11 protein-coding genes are annotated in these 16,148 nt (G+C 64.3%); all 11 read left to right on the top strand.

All coding sequences use genetic code 11. From position 1 onward, the window contains the following. The first annotated feature begins 4 nt into the window (after positions 1-4). The 11 genes from tssJ to ACF8O8_RS25290 all read left to right on the top strand — a co-directional run bounded on the left by tssJ (position 5) and on the right by ACF8O8_RS25290 (position 16,092). Positions 5-727: a type VI secretion system lipoprotein TssJ gene (gene tssJ, locus ACF8O8_RS25340; RefSeq protein WP_004576638.1), complete on the top strand. Its 723-nt coding sequence runs from the start codon at positions 5-7 to the stop codon at positions 725-727. After that, on the top strand, positions 724-2,067 hold the full coding sequence (gene tssK / locus ACF8O8_RS25335; protein WP_010953991.1) for a type VI secretion system baseplate subunit TssK: 1,344 nt from the start codon (positions 724-726) through the stop codon (positions 2,065-2,067). Before tssJ ends, tssK begins: the two co-directional genes overlap by 4 nt. After that, on the top strand, positions 2,064-2,780 hold the full coding sequence (gene icmH / locus ACF8O8_RS25330; RefSeq protein ID WP_010953990.1) for a type IVB secretion system protein IcmH/DotU: 717 nt from the start codon (positions 2,064-2,066) through the stop codon (positions 2,778-2,780). The genes tssK and icmH overlap by 4 nt, the downstream gene beginning before the upstream one ends. A gap of 30 nt (positions 2,781-2,810) precedes the next feature. After that, complete coding sequence (locus ACF8O8_RS25325; RefSeq protein ID WP_392510675.1) at positions 2,811-6,611, top strand: type VI secretion protein IcmF/TssM N-terminal domain-containing protein; 3,801 nt, start codon at positions 2,811-2,813, stop codon at positions 6,609-6,611. Continuing rightward, complete coding sequence (gene tagF, locus ACF8O8_RS25320) at positions 6,608-7,516, top strand: type VI secretion system-associated protein TagF (protein WP_392510674.1); 909 nt, start codon at positions 6,608-6,610, stop codon at positions 7,514-7,516. Before ACF8O8_RS25325 ends, tagF begins: the two co-directional genes overlap by 4 nt. Next, positions 7,513-10,008 (top strand): type VI secretion system membrane subunit TssM, encoded by a 2,496-nt coding sequence (tssM, locus tag ACF8O8_RS25315; protein ID WP_221100012.1) that lies wholly within the window; start codon positions 7,513-7,515, stop codon positions 10,006-10,008. The genes tagF and tssM overlap by 4 nt, the downstream gene beginning before the upstream one ends. Before the next feature lie 143 nt (positions 10,009-10,151). Then, the gene (locus ACF8O8_RS25310) at positions 10,152-10,670 is read left to right on the top strand and encodes a type VI secretion system tube protein Hcp (protein ID WP_012052417.1); all 519 of its coding nucleotides are present in this window, start codon (positions 10,152-10,154) and stop codon (positions 10,668-10,670) included. A 95-nt stretch (positions 10,671-10,765) separates the two neighbouring features. Further along, positions 10,766-11,851 carry a type VI secretion system protein TssA gene (gene tssA / locus ACF8O8_RS25305; protein WP_010953986.1) on the top strand — a complete coding sequence of 362 codons (1,086 nt, stop codon included), beginning with the start codon at positions 10,766-10,768 and terminating at the stop codon, positions 11,849-11,851. Positions 11,852-12,018: 167 nt separating this feature from the next. Continuing rightward, positions 12,019-14,535 carry an excinuclease ABC subunit A gene (locus ACF8O8_RS25300; RefSeq protein WP_392510673.1) on the top strand — a complete coding sequence of 839 codons (2,517 nt, stop codon included), beginning with the start codon at positions 12,019-12,021 and terminating at the stop codon, positions 14,533-14,535. Between the two features lie 88 nt (positions 14,536-14,623). Further along, positions 14,624-15,130 (top strand): sigma-70 family RNA polymerase sigma factor, encoded by a 507-nt coding sequence (locus ACF8O8_RS25295; RefSeq protein ID WP_010953984.1) that lies wholly within the window; start codon positions 14,624-14,626, stop codon positions 15,128-15,130. Beyond that, on the top strand, positions 15,130-16,092 hold the full coding sequence (locus ACF8O8_RS25290; protein WP_049586091.1) for a FecR domain-containing protein: 963 nt from the start codon (positions 15,130-15,132) through the stop codon (positions 16,090-16,092). The genes ACF8O8_RS25295 and ACF8O8_RS25290 overlap by 1 nt, the downstream gene beginning before the upstream one ends. Positions 16,093-16,148 lie beyond the last annotated feature (56 nt).

Raw genomic sequence — 16,148 nt, 5'->3', positions numbered from 1 at the left:
CGTCATGCAACACAAGCACATCGTCCTCAAACGCCTGACCGCAGCCGCCTTGCTGGTAGCGCTGGCCGGCTGCGGGGTCACCGACCGTATCGGCAAGCGCATGGAAGACAGCTGGGCGGCCGACATGCTGGCCGACAGCGAAAAGGTCATCCTGACCTCCGACGGCGGCAACCAGCTCAACCCCGACGCCGAGGGCAAGCCGCTGTCGGTGGTGATGCGCGTGTATCAGCTGACCGACCTCGAGCGCTTCGCGGCTACCGATGCCGAGACCCTGTGGGACGCCCCGCAAAAAGCCTTGGGCAACACCCTGGTGGAAACCCGCGAGATCACCCTGCTGCCCGGCATTGGCCAGATCGACCAGTGGCCGCTGGCCAAGAACGCGCGCTACGTCGGCGTGGCGGCGTTCTTCCGCGATGAGCAGGACGCGCGCTGGAAAGTCGCCTTCGACGCCAACTCGCTGCGCAAGGACGGTATCTGGTTCTCCTCCGACGGCCTGCGGGTGCTGGTGGACAACACCGAAATCAGCGCCATGCGGGGCGTGGACGTACTGAACAAACCGCCGACCGCCGACCAGCTTGCCGCTGCGCAGAAGGCCAAGGATGCCGACGCGACCCTCACCGACAAGGTGCAGGACGCGGCCATCGACAAAGCCACCGACGCCGCCAGCCAGTCGGCCAGCAACGCCATGGATTCAACCTTCAACTCTTTAGTGGATAGCGTCAAATGAGCAAGCAGAGCCGGGTGATGTGGTCGGAAGGCATGTTCCTGCTGCCCCAGCACTTCCAGTATCAGGACGAATTCCATCAGCACCAGTTGGCTGAGGCGACCCTGCGCAGCACCCCTTTCCATTGGGGGGTTCAGGCGTTGCAGGTGGACGAGGACGCCCTGGCCAATGGTTCACTGCAGCTCAAGCGCCTGAAGCTGGTGTTCCCCGATGGCAGCCTCTACGACGCGCCGCAGCACGATCCGCTGCCGGCCGCGCGCGACCTCAAGGACCTGCTCAAGGCCAACGACCTGAAGGTCTATGCTGCGCTCAAGCTGCCCGAGCCATTCGGCCTCAACTACGTCGAGGATGGCCACGAACACAAGGCCGCACGGCGTTTCCGCAAGCAGTTCGACACCCTGCCCGACCTTAATGAAGGCGAGCTGGAGAACGAAATCACCAGCTTGCGCTTGAACGTCGTACTGCTGGTCGACGGTGACAGCCTCGACGGTTACAGCCACTGCCCTCTGGCCAAGCTGACACGCAACAGCATGGGCGGTTTCAACCTTGACCCGCATTTCGTCCACCCCACCTTGCACCTGGGCAGCCACGAGACCATTGCCGGCATCGGCAAACGCCTGCTCGGCGCCCTGCAGGCCAAGAGCAAGGCGCTTTCCGGCCGGCGCCGCGAGCGCGCCGACCAGATCGCCGAGTTCGGCTCCAGCGATGTAACCCTGTTCTGGCTGCTGAACACGGTCAACCGTGCCCACCCGCAGCTGGCTCATCTACTGGCCCACCCGCGCCTGCACCCAGAGCGCCTGTACCTGTTCCTGGCCGACCTTGCCGGCGGCCTGCTGACCTTCACCCTGGACACCCAGCTCAGCGACATCCCCGAGTACGACCACCACGACCCGGCCGCGTCGCTGGTCAAGCTCGACGAAATGATCCGGGTGATGCTCGACAACGTCGTGCCCAACCAGTGCATTGTCATCAACCTGACCCAGACCAAGCCATCGCACTGGCAAGGCCAACTGCACGACCCGCGCCTGGCCGAAGCCGACTTCTATATCGCCGTGCACGCCGACATGCCCGGCGCCAGCCTGCTGGAGCTGGTGCCCCGTGCCTTCAAGGTCGGTTCGCCGGAAGACATTGAAGTGGTGGTCAACAGCGCCATGCCGGGTGTCACCCTCAATCATGCCGCGCGGCTGCCGAACGCGATTCCGGTGCGCCTGGACAACCAGTACTTCGCCATCGAGCCACACGGCACTGTGTATGAGCGAATGATCAGCGCCCAGGCCATCTGCTTCTATGCGCCCAGCGCCTTTACCAACCTCAAGCTTGAACTGATGGCGGTGCTCAAATGACCGAAGCCGTACTGCAACAGGGCGCCGTCCCGGCCGCCAGCGACAAACCGACGCTCAAGGACCTGGTCCAGGACTTCATCAGCATGGCGTTGATCGTACGTCGCGGCCGCCAGGTCACCTCGGTGCAGGCCTTCGAAGGTAGCGTCGAACGCTTCTTCGCCAACCTGGAACGTGATGCCCGTGCCGCCAACTACAGCGTCGAGCAGGTCAAGGACACCCAATACGCGTTGTGCGCCTTCCTCGACGAAAGCGTCCTGCGCTCGGACGACAATGCGCTGCGTCGGCACTTTGAGCTGCAGCCGTTGCAGTTCCGCTATTTCGGCGTGCACCTGGCCGGCGAAGGCTTCTTCGAGAAGGTCGATGCGCTGCGCGCCGACGTCAAGCAGAACATCGACGTGCTCGAGGTTTACCACCTGTGCCTGGCACTGGGCTTCGAGGGCAAGTTCAGCCTCGGCCAAAAGGACCAGCTGCGTTACCTGGCCAATACACTGGGCCAGGATATCGCCCGCTACCGCAAGGCGCCCAAAGCCCTGTCACCGGACTGGGCACTGCCCGACCAGGTGTCGCAGATGCTGCGCCATGAAGTACCGCTGTGGGTGTATCTGGCGCTTATCGCGTTGGTCTGCGTCGCCGTGTACCTGACGCTGGACTGGTTGCTTGGCAAGGACGTCGCCGCCCTGTCCGAACAAATCCGCCAGCTGTTCAGTGCCTGAGCACATACCAGGTAGCCGAGTCAGGAAGACATGAAAACATTACTGCGTCTGTTGAAAAGTTTCTGGTTGCTGCTGCCATTGCTGTGGCTGGCTAGCCTGTTGATTTGCTGGCTGGCCGCGCCGCTGGTGCCGTGGCTGCGTCATCACGTGCCTGAAGCGCTGGCAATCATCAGTGCCTGCTTCCTGCTGGTAATCGTGCTGCGCCAATACCAGCGTATTCGCGCCGAACACAACCTGGAGAACCTGCTGCAGATCGAGGTCGACCGCTCGTGGAATGCCACTGGCGAGTTCCGTGACCAGCAGGTGCTGCGTGAGCGCCTGAAGCACGCCATCGCCATGCTGCGCACCGACCGCTCCGCCGGTGGCGGCGGCAAGGCGGCCCTGTCCGACCTGCCCTGGTACCTGGTGGTCGGCATGTCGGCGGCCGGCAAGACCTCGCTGTTGACCCATTCCGGCCTGTCGGCCAGCATCGCTACGGCCAACGACAGTGAAAGCGGCACCCAGCACTGCGACTGGTACTTCAGCCCCGACGCCGTGATGATCGACACCGCCGGGCGCTACCTGCGCGACGACCAATCGGCCAGCGAGTTCTCGGCCTTTCTGCGCATGCTGCGTAAGCAGCGCGGCAAAGCGGCGATCAATGGCCTGGTCCTGGTGGTCAGCCTGCCCGAACTGCTGGCGGCCAACAGCGATGAGCGCAATGCCCTGGCTGCCCAGCTGGTGGCCCGGGTGGAAGAATACGCCGAATGCCTCGATGCCAACCCGCCGGTTTACCTGATGCTGAGCAAGACCGACCAGTTGCCGGGCTTCAGCCAGGCTTTCGACGGCCTCGACCTGCACGAACGCCAGCAGCCGCTGGGCATGACCTTTGGCCTTTCGGAAATCCGCACCAACGGCCTGCACGCCGTGCTGCAGACGCGCCTGAGGAAGCTGCAAGCTCATATTCGCCAGCACGTCGACGCGCAGATGATCGCCCTCGGTGCCGAAGCCGACAGCACCCTGCTGAATTTCCCGCAGTACTTCGCCGCCCTCAGCGGTGTGCTCGAGCAATTCCTCGAACACTTTACCCGCGGCCATCGCGGCGGTGCCCCGCTGCTACGTGGCCTGTACTTCACCAGTGCACTGCAGAACGGGCAGCAACTGGGGCAGGTCTATGAAGACGTCATCGCCGACGAATTCGCCCTGCAGGCCGCCTACGATGAACAGGCCGGGCACGTCGGCAAGGCCCTGGGCAACCGCAGCTACTTCATCACCGACACTTTCCGCCAGGTGATCTTCCCCGACCGCGACCTGATCCTTTACCAGTCGCGCCTGGGCCGCCAGGCTGCGTTCAGCCCGCTGCTACTGGGCCTGGCCGCCGCCACCGGGTTGCTGTTTATCGGTTGGCAAGCGCTGTCGTTCGCCAATAACCGCCAGTGGCTGGACAGCCTGCGCGGGCAGCTGGCGCACATCGAACAGGCAGCAGACCGCGAGCAGCAGTTGGCCGCAGGCAAGGGCCTGGAAGTGCTGCGTGAGCAGATGGCCAACGTCGAGGCCCATCGCCTGCAGGGAGTGCCCTTGCAGTTGGGTGGCGGCCTGTACCAGGGCGAGGCGATTCACCAGGTGACCCGCAGCGCCTACCTGGCGCAGCTGCGCAGCCAGGCGCTGGAACCGATCGCACGCAGCCTGCAAGTGCAGATGCGGGCGTTCAATACCTTCGCCAACGGTATCAACCAGGAGCTGGAATTCACCCCGGCCCCGCAGCCGAAGAAGCGCAATGGCAAGCCGCTGGCCCCTGCCATTGCGGCCAGGGCCAAGGCCGCGCTGGGCAACACCCGCGCTGGCGCCTATGCCGCCAAGGTCAACCTGGCCACTGCCAGCGATGGCGCCGAGCTGTCCGCCGCCACCGGTGGGCTGTCACTGTCCGAAGAAATGCTCGGGCGCCTGGACGAGCAGCAGGTGGCCTCGATCATCGAGGCCTACAACACCCTCAAGCTGTACCTGTTGCTGACCGAGCCCCAGGCCCATCCAGACCCGGCCTTCGTCGCTGCCAGCCTGCCCCAGGCCTGGGCCAGCGCCGCAGGCGAAGGCACCCCGGCCGACGCTGGCGTGATCGCAGAAAATGCCCCGCTGTACGTGCACTTGCTGGAGCAGGGCCAGGCGCCGTCGTTGCCGCGCAACGAACAGCTGATCAACGAAACCCGGCAGAACCTCAAGTCGTTCATGATCTCCAGCTCGCTGGTCGATCGCGAATACCTGCGCCTGCAGCTCGAGTCGAGCCGGCAGTTCCCGGCGCTGAGCCTCAACGACCTGGTCCCGCAACCAGGCCGCGCGCTGCTGTACGGAACCGCTGGTGTGCCGGCGATCTACACCCGCCAGGGCTGGGACACCTTCGTCAAGCCCGAGCTGATCAAGCTGGTGTCGGGCAACCTGCGCAACGAGTCGGACTGGGTGCTGGACGGCGAAGGCGGCGATGCCCTCGTGCAGAAGGCCAACTTCGTGCGCGAGTTCATGACCCGCTACAAGCGCGACTACACCCAGGCCTGGTACAAGATGGTCAGCAGCGTTGGCGTGCGCCACTTCGCCGACCTGGCCTCGGCGACCCGGGAGCTGGGGCTGTTGAGCGACGTACAGAACTCGCCAGTGAAGAACCTGCTGCAGGCGGTCAACGACAATACCCAGTGGGACCTGCCGGTCAAGCAGGCCATCCCGGCCCCAGGCACCAGCCGCGATGACGGTTTCTGGAGCAAGGTCACCGGTCTGTTCGACGCCAACGACACCCTGCCTGCCAACGTCGCCCCGGCCCTGCCGGCGGTGGACGACGGCAGCCTGGCCAAGCGCTTCGAGCCGGTGGCGCGGGTGTTCGCCGAAAACAACGCCGAAGGCGCCGACAGCACCATCATGGATCGCTACCTGGCCGCCTTGCGCAAACTCAAGGTGCGCATGAACAACATCCAGCGCTCGCAGGATGTGGGCAAGAGCAGCAAACAGTTGATCAGCGAGACCCTGGAAGGCCAGCCGAGCGAGATCACCACCGTGCGCAACTACGTGGAAAGCAGCGTCGACACCAGCCAGGATGGCCTGTCGCGCTCGCTGCAGGGGCTGTTCAGCCTGCCCATCCAGTATGCCTGGGCGACCCTGCGCGACCCGGCCGGCGAGCAGATCGCCAAGGCCTGGGCGCAGCAGATCGCCAAGCCCTGGGAGCAGGTCATGGCACACCGTTACCCGATTGCTGGCAGCAGCCGCAACGAGGCTTCGGTGAAAGACCTGCAACGCTTCGTAGATCCCGACAGCGGCCTGCTGCCGGCCTTCAAGCGCAACGAAATCGGCAACCTGGCCGGTGGTGAAGGTCTGGGAGTGGGCGATGGCAAGGGGCCGGCGCTGGTCAACCCTGGCATGCTCAACAGCATCGACAAGGCCAGCTCCGTGGGCCAGGTGATCGCCAGCCTGTCGGACCGTGACAACGGCTTCGAAATCATGCTGGAGCCTTCAGCCAACTTCACCGACATCGTCTTCACCCTCGATGGCCAGGAGCAGCACTACCGCAACGGCCGCAGCAGTTGGAACCGCTTCGCCTGGCCGGGCACCAGCAACGCTCCGGGCGCGCGCCTGGACGTCGTCACCCTGAGCGGCACACGGGTCACCGTGTTCGACTTCCCAGGGCGGTGGGGCCTGCTGCGCATGAACGAGAGCGCTCGGGTCGACGACCTGGACGGCATTCAGCAACGCTTCAGCTGGAACACCGCCAGCGGCCGCGTAAGCCTTGTCGTGCGCAACTTCGGCGGGGTCAAGCTGACCGATCTGGGTGACGTCAAGGCCCTGAGCGCCCTCAACAGCAGGGGCGCGCAATGATCGGTTGCTTCGGCAAGCTGCCGTCGAGCGCAGATTTCGTCAGCCTGCATGGGGCGGCGGAAGAAGTCTGCGAGTTCGACGCCTGGTTGCAGTCATCGCTGGCAGCCATGCGCTACCGCGATGACTGGCAGGCGTTGTTCGACGCGCTGCCGATGTGTTTTTTCACCTACCGCGCACGCAACGGCAACTGGCTACTGGGTGGCCTGCTCAGCTCGCGCGATGCCAGCCAGCGGCGCTACCCGTTCTTCATCTTCCAGTTGCTCAAGGGCGATGACAGTACTGGGCTGGTCAACCCGTTCACGCTTGGCGAGCTGTTCAGCGCGCAGATCAAGCCGATGCTGCACCAGGCCGTGCAAGGCGCCGACTGCACCCGCCTGTTCGAACGGATCAAGGCCTTGCGCCCGCTGCAGGGCCAGGACCTGGACCTGTTCCGCCGGGTGCACGCCAAGTTCCTGCATGATTTCAGCTTCGCGGATGTGGCCCGTGCCCTTCATGGATCCTGGCCAGGTTTCGACAGTGCCACTGCCCTCGCCCACCTCAAGCTCGGCCGTGCCTCGCTGCGGGGCGACTTTGCAGGCGGCATCGAATTGCCGTTGCCGGCCGAACGTGGCCTTAAAAACCCCACTGCCGACCTCTGGCTAACTTGGCTGGCCCGCATGAGCGAACACCGAGAGCTGCCGGCAGTGAGCCTGCTGGCCGACGACTTCATGCACCCGCAGCTGTACTGCTTCCCCGCGCGCCACGCCAGCTGTGCCTACCGCCTGCTCAGTGGCTGTGCCGACCCGTGCCAGCACCTGGAGTTGCTCAGCCCGCTGACAACGGTGCCACGGCTGCACGATTACGACCGCCCCCTTGAACATGTCATCGACCAGTTCGTCGATGCACTGGATGCGACGCCTGTATGAACAAGCTCAAGTACTACTGCCTGCGCTACCAACCCTACCTGCTGGGCGTGGCGTTCTTCCTGGCGATCTTCCTGGTCTGGGCCATCGGCCGCGCCTTCGGCTTCGCCTCGCTGCACAGTCTGCTGGCCGGGATCGGCGTGTTTCTGCTGCTGTCGGCGGGCTATGTACTGCTGCTGTACCGCGGAGTGGGTCAGCACCACAACCTTGAAGGCCTGCTGCGCGACGACGCCGACCAGGCTGTACTCAGTGCAGCCCCGGCCGACCGGGAAGAAGTCAGCCTGTTGCGCGAGCGCCTGCTGCAGGGCATCGAGCGCCTGCACAGCAACAAGCCGCGCGGTACTTCGAACAAGGATGCCCTGTATGCCCTGCCCTGGTACCTGGTCATTGGCCAGCCTGCCGCCGGCAAGAGCACGATGATCCTGCAGTCGGGCCTGAACTTCCCCTATGCCGAGCGCGAAGGCGTGCGGGTCGCGGGCCTGGGCGGCACGCGCAACTGCGACTGGTTCTTCAGCTCTGAAGCGGTACTGCTGGACACTGCCGGGCGTTACATGAACAGCCCCGAGGAAGCCGGCAAGTGGCGCGGCTTTTTGCAACTGCTGCGCCAGCACCGCCAGCGCCGTCCCCTTAACGGCTTGATCGTCAGCGTCAGCATCGCCGATATTCTGCATGGCTCGGTCGAAGACCAGGAGCGCGTGGCCAAGCGCCTGCGCGAACGCATTCAGGAAAGCTGCGCGCTGCTTGAAGTGCGCCTGCCAATCTACCTGGTTTTCACCAAGTGCGACCTGATCCCTGGTTTCACTGCGTTCTATCGCCAGCTGGACGACGCCGCGCGTGGTGAAGTGATGGGTAAAACCTTCTCTCACAAGGGGTACGAGCAAGCCGACTGGGGCCAACGCTTCAGCAATGCGATGGACGAGCTGACGCGTTACTGGGGGCAGATGGCGAGCCAGCAGCTGGTGCAGCAGGACATACAAGTCACCCGGCGGAACGACGCTGCCTACCGCTTCCCGCTGGAGCTGGCCGCGCTCAAGCCGCGCCTGCATCAGTTCGTCGACAGCCTGCTGCGTGCCAACCCTTACCAGAATGCCGAAATGCTGCGCGGTTTCTATTTCACCGCGGCGCTGCAGGCCGACGAGGCTCAGTGGGGCTGCCACGGCCAGCATGTGGCCGAACGCTTCGCGCTCGAACACGCAGAAGGAACGGGCACTGCCGGCAGCCAGCCGGCGCCGCTGTTCATCAACAGCCTGTTCCGCAAAGTGATCATTCCCGACCAGCATTTGGTGGCGCTGTACACCAGCAACCACCGTGAACGCCGGCGCAAGGCCGGGTGGGTGGGCGCTGCCGGCCTGGCGGCACTGGTGCTGTGCAGCCTGTGGGGCTGGTCGTACCTGAACAACCGCGCCACCCTGGCCAGCATTGCCGATGAATTGGCCCAGGCCAAGGCCGACGACCAGGCGGCCAGCGGCCAGTACACCGCCTGGCGAAGCCTCGACCGCTTGCGCTTCTGGGCTGCCCACTACCATGAGCAACACCACGCTAAGGGCGTGCCCCTCGGCATGCGCCTGGGCCTGTACCAGGGCCATGAGGTCGAGCCGCTGCTGCGCGACCGCTACTTCGCCACGTTGCAGAATGTGATGCTAAAGCCCACGGCCGATAATCTGACCCGTACCCTGTACCTGCTGACCACGCTCAAGGTCTACCAGCGCAACACCCGTGAGCTGCAGCCAGTGAGCGGCATTGACAGCGTAGAGGCCGAGGCGCTGCCCCATGACAACCGCGCCCAGTCGATCGCCAATTTCGGAAAGGCGGCGCTGGACACTTACGTGATGCTTTCTCCGGGCCAGCGCGAGCATGCCGACCCGGCGTTTCTCAAGGCGCACCTGCCGGACTACTGGTACCCGGCCATCGCCCGCCATACCGGCAAAAGCATGGCCGCCGCTGGCAGCGAGGCCGGTGGCAACCAGGACTACCTGTACGCCAGCCGCCAGATCACGTTCTACAGCGACCAGATCCGTGAGCCAGATGTACCGCGCATCCTCGACAACGCCTTCCTGATGTCCAGTTCGCGCAACTACATCGACAGCCTGCGGGCCCAGTCACTGCGTGCGATCGAGACCATCACGCTGGAATCCGACACCCTGTTCGCCTTCGGCCGCGCCGATTTCCAGAGCCTGAAAAACGAAGGCCAGCATCAGCTGAGCGCCATTGCCAGCAAGCTGCTGAACACCCCGAATATCGGCAAGATCATCATCTCGGGGCACGCCGACCAACTGGGTGACAGCCAGGGCAACCTGCAGGTTTCGAAACAACGGGCGCAAACCATCCGCACCTATCTGGTTGGCAAGGGCGTCCCTGCCGAACTGGTGGTCGCGCAGGGTGAAGGCAGCCGCAAGCCATTGGTCAACTGCGACATGCAACAGCCGCGAACGCAGTTGATCAAGTGCCTGGAGCCCAACCGCCGGGTGGAAATCGAAGTGCGTGGGCTTAACTGAGCCGCGCCGCAAAAACCGGTCGCCGGGGCCTCACAGGATGAGGCCCGGGCGGCGGCAAGCTACCTCTGCCGGCGCGCCCGGCGAGGTCAAAACCAAGGGGCGCATGAGCAACCCTTTACATGTTGTTAATGGAGAGTTTCACAATGGCATTTGACGCGTATATCCAAATCGACGGCATCCCAGGCGAAGTACTGGATGAAAAACACAAGGACTGGATCGAAGTGCTGGGCTACGAGTACGGCGCCACCCAGGCTACGTCGGCAACCGCCAGCTCCTCGGGCGGTGCGTCCTCCGAGCGCGTTGCCCTGAGCGACTTCAAGATCCGCAAGGCAGTCGACAAGGCATCGGCCAAACTGTTCGAACACTGCTGCACCGGCAAGCACATCGCCAAACTGAAGCTGAACGTGAACCGCGCCGGTGGTGACAAGGTCACCTACCTGACCATCGACATGGAAGAAGTGGTGGTCTCTTCGGTCAAGTTTGTCGCCGGTGGCAACCAGAATGGTGAAGACAAGGCGGTCAGCGACCTGCCGGTTGAAGAAATCAGCTTCAACTTCGCCCGCATCAAGACCACCTACACCCAGCAGAACCGCACCGACGGCCAGGCCGGCGGCAACATCGTAGGTGGCTGGGACCGCACCGCGAACAAAGTGTTTGCCTAAGCACGTACCGAACCATGGGCCGCTTCGGCGGCCTGTGTTCCGCAGCGCGCCGGGTTTTCCGGCGCGCTGTTCACTAGCCATGTCCAGAGTGTTCTATGCCTGAAATTCTCAATGACCTCTCGCTGGCCACACTGGTCGCCCCTATCGAGGGTGGCAGTGGCGAAGACTTGAGCTTCTCTGCCTTGTTCGATCAGATCAAGGAGGCACGCCGGGCGGACCCTGACTACCTGACCCAGGGCGACTGGCAAACCGACTTGAAGACTGCCGACTGGGAGCAGGTGATCAACCTGTCGGCTCAAGGGCTTGCGCAGCAAAGCAAAGACCTGATGCTGGTGGCCTGGCTCTGCGAGGGGCTGGCCCAGCGTGAACACTTCGAAGGCATCACCTTTGGCCTCGAGCTGACCGAACAGCTCCTGGTTGCGTTCTGGGAAACACTGTACCCCACCCTCGAAGACGGCCTGGACGAGCGCGCGGCGCGACTGTCCTGGCTGAAGACCACGCTCACCGACATTGCCGGTGGCTTGCCCATTATCCAGGGGCAGAATTTTGGCGTGTTGCGCTATGACGAATCACGCCATGTAGAGAACCTCGCCTTGCAAAACCCCAAGGCGATGCAGACAGCACTGAACGAAGGCAAGATCAACGCCGAGATCTTCCAGCGCTCGGTAGCGCTTACCGACACCGATTACCTGCGCGCCAAGGCGCAGCAGATCGCTACCAGCCTGAATGCATGCAAACGCCTGCAGGCCAGCGCCGACCGCCTGTTCGGCCACGAGGCGCCCAGCTTTGCCAGCCTTGCCGACATGCTTTCGCGTGCCAGCCAGCTGGCGGAAAAACTGCTCAAGGACCGCGGCGTAGAGCTACACCCCGCCATCCCGGAAGAAGCACAGCCACAGGCCATGGCTGCCAACCTCCACGAAGCAGGTGAGCCGATGAATGCCACGCCCCCGACGACCGCGCCAGCAGCCCTGCGCACCACCCCGCTGACCCGCGACGAGGCATTCACCATGCTTGCGGGCATCGCCCAGTACTTCAAACAGAGCGAACCGCAAAGCCCGGTACCCTACCTGATCGAACGTGCGATCAAGTGGGGCAACATGCCGTTGGAAGGCTGGTTGAGTGACGTGATCAAGGACAACAATGTGGTGGACAACATCCGCGATGTGCTGGGCACCCGCTAGGGGCTGCAATAAAAGCCTTGAGACGAACGTCAGGTAAGGCGAAGACAGCCGGCGCCCTGCCACCCCACCGGCTCTATCAGGTAGATTCCTTGACTGCTGCCCACGCAAGGGCGCTGCAATTGCTGTTAACTTGAGCGCACTGCTCAGCTTCAGACAAGGACTGCTTCATGCCTCCAAGCCCGACCACCCCAAGCGGTTTCATCCGCGTCCGTGGCGCCCGCGAGCACAACCTGAAGAACATCGATGTCGATATCCCCCGCGACGCCTTGGTGGTGTTCACCGGCGTGTCCGGCTCGGGCAAGTCCTCGTTGGCGTTCTCCACGCTGTATGCCGAAGCCCAGCGGCGTTATTTCGAATCGGTCGCGCCCTATGCCCGGCGCCTGATCGACCAGGTTGGCGTGCCGGATGTCGATGCCATCGATGGCCTGCCGCCGGCGGTGGCCCTGCAGCAGCAACGCGGCACGCCGAGTGCACGTTCCTCGGTGGGTAGCGTGACCACCTTGTCCAGTTCGATCCGCATGCTCTATTCCCGCGCTGGCCATTACCCGCCCGGGCAAGCGATGCTGTACGCCGAAGACTTTTCTCCGAACACGCCCCAGGGCGCTTGCCCGCAGTGCCATGGCCTGGGCCGTGTCTACGAGGTGACCGAAGCGACCATGGTCCCCGACCCGTCGCTGACCATCCGTGAGCGTGCGGTGGCGGCGTGGCCAATGGCCTGGCAAGGGCAGAACCTGCGCGACATCCTGGTCACGCTGGGCTATGACGTCGATATCCCTTGGCGCGACCTGCCTCAGGCGCAGCGCGACTGGATCCTGTTCACCGAAGAGACGCCCACCGCCCCCGTGTACGCCGGCCTGACTCCGGCGCAGACCCGCGAAGCGCTCAAGCGCAAACTCGAGCCCAGCTATCAAGGCACGTTCATGGGTGCCCGGCGTTACGTGCTGCATACCTTCATGCACTCGCAGAGCGCGCAGATGCGCAAGCGTGTGGCCCAGTACATGCACCCCAGCCCCTGCCCGCTGTGCCAGGGCAAACGCCTGAAGCGCGAAGCGCTGGCCGTGACCTTCGCCGGGCTGGACATCGCCGAACTGTCGCACCTGTCGTTGCAGGCGCTGGCTGAGGTGTTCCGCAAGGTGGCGGCAGCCGACTACCTGACCCAGCAGCAGGACGAGCTGACACTGGAAAAACGCCTGGCGGCCCAACGCATCGCCAAAGAACTGCTCGAACGCATTGATACGCTGCTTGACCTCGGCCTCGGCTACCTGGCCCTGGAGCGCAGCACCCCGACCTTGTCTTCTGGTGAACTGCAACGCCTGCGCCTGGCCACCCAGCTGAATTCGCAGCTGTTTGGGGTGGTTTACGTACTCGACGAGCCGTCGGCCGGCTTGCACCCGGCCGACAGTGAAGCGCTGTTCGAAGCCCTGCAGCGCCTGAAACAGGCTGGCAACTCGGTGTACGTGGTGGAGCATGACCTGGACACCATGCGCCGCGCCGACTGGCTGGTGGATGTAGGGCCCGCTGCCGGCGAACACGGCGGCACCATCCTCTACAGCGGGCCGCCCGCCGGCCTGGCCGAGGTGCAACAGTCATGCACCCGCACCTACCTGTTCGATGCCCCGGTACAGGCCACACGCGCCCCCCGCCAGGCCCGCGACTGGCTGAAGCTTGAAGGCATCACGCGCAATAACCTCGATAACCTGAGCGCCGCATTTCCGTTGGGCTGCTTTACCGCCGTTACCGGTATTTCCGGCTCGGGCAAATCCAGCCTGGTCAGCCAGGCCCTGCTGGAACTGGTGGGGGCACACCTGGGCCATGCCGAGCAACGTAGCGAGCCCGAAGCGCAGAGCCTGGAAGACGAACCTGAACAGACCAGCAGCGGCCACGTAAGCGCCGGGCTTGGCAGCATCAAGCGGCTGGTGCAGGTTGACCAGAAGCCGATCGGCCGCACGCCGCGCTCCAACCTGGCCACCTACACAGGCCTGTTCGACCACGTGCGCAAATGCTTCGCGGCTACCGAGCAGGCCAAGGCACAGGGCTTCGACGCCGGGCGCTTTTCCTTCAACGTTGCCAAGGGCCGGTGCGCCAACTGCGAGGGAGAGGGTTTCGTCAGCGTCGAGCTGCTGTTCATGCCCAGCGTGTACGCGCCCTGCCCGACCTGCCAGGGTGCCCGCTACAACCCCGAAACCCTGGCGGTGAGCTGGCAAGGCATGAACATCGCGCAAGTGCTGCAGTTGACCGTCGACCAGGCCCTGCAGGTTTTTGCCGAGCAACCGCCTGCCCGCCGTTGCCTGCAGGTGCTGCAGGATATCGGCCTGGGCTACTTGCGTCTGGGCCAACCGGCCACCGAGCTGTCCGGTGGTGAAGCGCAGCGGATCAAGCTGGCGACCGAACTGCAGCGCATGGCCCGCGGGGCGACCCTGTATGTGCTGGATGAGCCCACCAACGGATTGCACCCGCAGGACATCGACCGGCTGCTGGTACAACTGAACCGCCTGGTAGAAAGCGGGCATAGCGTGGTGGTGGTCGAACACGACATGCGAGTGGTGGCGCAGAGCGACTGGGTGATCGATATCGGGCCGGGGGCTGGTGATGCCGGGGGCAAGGTGGTGGTCAGTGGCACGCCGCAGGTGGTGGCGGCATGTACCGACAGCCGCACGGCGACGTTTTTGGCAAAGGCCTTGTAACCCCTGCGCATTGCCAGTTTCCTGGGCCGCCGATTAGAATGCGATCAATTCTTGATTGCACTCACGCTTCCGGAGCCTCGCGCCCGCCATGCCACCCGCCGAACCTAGCCTCAACCTGCAGGTCCAGACGCTGTACACCGAGCACCATGGCTGGCTGCAGGGTTGGCTGGGCCGTAAACTGGGCAATGCCTGCGATGCCGCCGACCTGGCTCACGACACGTTCGTGCGCTTGCTCAGCCGCCAAGGCAACCCCTACTTTGGCAACGAACCCCGGGCCTTGCTTACTCATATAGCCAAGGGCCTGGTGGTCGACCGCTGGCGCCGCCAGGATGTCGAGCGGGCCTACCTGGAGGCCATCGCCCATTTGCCGCAACCCGAGGTGCCTTCGCCGGAAACGCGCTGGCTGATCCTTGAAACCCTGTACCGCATCGACGCCATGCTGCGCGACATGCCGGCGCGGGTACGTCAGGTGTTCCTGCTGTCACAGCTGGACGGCCTGACCTACGCCCAAATCGCCGAACAGCTGCAGGTTTCGCTGATCACGATCAAGCGCGACATGCGTACGGCATTCCTTGCCTGCCTGAGCATCGAGTGATGGTGCAGCGCATTGACCCGCTGATCCTGGGCGAAGCGGCTGACTGGCTGGTGCAGCTGCAATCGGGCACCGCCACTGAGGCCGACCACCGCGCCGTGCAGGCCTGGTGCAAGCGCAGTGCCCAGCACGCCCAGGCGTGGCAGCGTGCAGAGGCCATCCTCGGTGATTTCCGCCGCCTGCCCACACCGGTTACCGGTGAAACCCTGCGCCGTCTGAGCCGTAACGGCGCGGTAAGCCGTCGCCAAGCGCTGCATCGCCTGGGGCTGTGGCTGCTGGCAGCACCGGCAGCCTGGCTGGCCTGGCGCGAAACGCCGTGGCAGCAATGGACCGCCGATGCGCATACAGCGGTGGGCGAACAACGCACGCTGACGCTCGCCGACGGCAGCCAGGTGCTGCTTAACACTGACACCGCCATCGATATCACCTTTGACGCGCGACAGCGCCGCATTGACCTGCTGGCGGGCGAAATTCTACTGACCAGCGCCAAAGACCCTGCGACCCCGGCCCGGCCACTGTCAGTGCGCACCCCGCATGGGCAGGCAACTGCCAGGGGCACTCGCTTCAGCGTGCGTATCCATGGCCCGCTGACCCAGGTCGCCGTCCTGGAAGGCGCAGTCGACACTCGACCGCTGCATGCCGACAGCCTGTTGCTCAAGGCAGGCGAGCGCAGCGCTTTCGATGGGGACCGGGTGCTACCAGCCTCACCGCTGGAAACCGGTGACCTGGCCTGGGAGCACGGCATGCTGCTGGCTCGCGACATGCGCTTGGCCGACCTGCTGCAAGAGTTGGCCCGCTATCGCCCCGGCGTGCTGCGCTGCCACCCGGCAGTGCGAGAGCTGAAGGTGTCTGGCGCATTCCCGCTGGCCGACACCGATGCCAGCCTGCGGCTGCTGAGCGACACCCTGCCGGTGAACATTCAGGGCATGACCCGCTACTGGGTAACTGTGGAGCCACACGTGTGAAGCCCTGGCAACGCTCCCGGTGATCGCGCCAAGCTTCAACGTGTGAGCAGGACAGT

It is taken from the genome of Pseudomonas sp. TYF_14, from assembly GCF_043105275.1.
Taxonomy (GTDB): domain Bacteria; phylum Pseudomonadota; class Gammaproteobacteria; order Pseudomonadales; family Pseudomonadaceae; genus Aquipseudomonas; species Aquipseudomonas alloputida.
The sequence above is the reverse complement of the archived record's forward strand: the minus strand, read 5'-3'. Positions and strand labels throughout refer to the sequence as shown.

What these genes read in the sequence shown, in the direction of transcription:
- tssJ (WP_004576638.1), top strand. Translation starts at nt 5, where the DNA reads ATGCAACACAAGCACATCGTCCTCAAACGCCTGACCGCAGCCGCCTTG.
- tssK (WP_010953991.1), top strand. Translation starts at nt 724, where the DNA reads ATGAGCAAGCAGAGCCGGGTGATGTGGTCGGAAGGCATGTTCCTGCTG.
- icmH (WP_010953990.1), top strand. Translation starts at nt 2,064, where the DNA reads ATGACCGAAGCCGTACTGCAACAGGGCGCCGTCCCGGCCGCCAGCGAC.
- ACF8O8_RS25325 (WP_392510675.1), top strand. Translation starts at nt 2,811, where the DNA reads ATGAAAACATTACTGCGTCTGTTGAAAAGTTTCTGGTTGCTGCTGCCA.
- tagF (WP_392510674.1), top strand. Translation starts at nt 6,608, where the DNA reads ATGATCGGTTGCTTCGGCAAGCTGCCGTCGAGCGCAGATTTCGTCAGC.
- tssM (WP_221100012.1), top strand. Translation starts at nt 7,513, where the DNA reads ATGAACAAGCTCAAGTACTACTGCCTGCGCTACCAACCCTACCTGCTG.
- ACF8O8_RS25310 (WP_012052417.1), top strand. Translation starts at nt 10,152, where the DNA reads ATGGCATTTGACGCGTATATCCAAATCGACGGCATCCCAGGCGAAGTA.
- tssA (WP_010953986.1), top strand. Translation starts at nt 10,766, where the DNA reads ATGCCTGAAATTCTCAATGACCTCTCGCTGGCCACACTGGTCGCCCCT.
- ACF8O8_RS25300 (WP_392510673.1), top strand. Translation starts at nt 12,019, where the DNA reads ATGCCTCCAAGCCCGACCACCCCAAGCGGTTTCATCCGCGTCCGTGGC.
- ACF8O8_RS25295 (WP_010953984.1), top strand. Translation starts at nt 14,624, where the DNA reads ATGCCACCCGCCGAACCTAGCCTCAACCTGCAGGTCCAGACGCTGTAC.
- ACF8O8_RS25290 (WP_049586091.1), top strand. Translation starts at nt 15,130, where the DNA reads ATGGTGCAGCGCATTGACCCGCTGATCCTGGGCGAAGCGGCTGACTGG.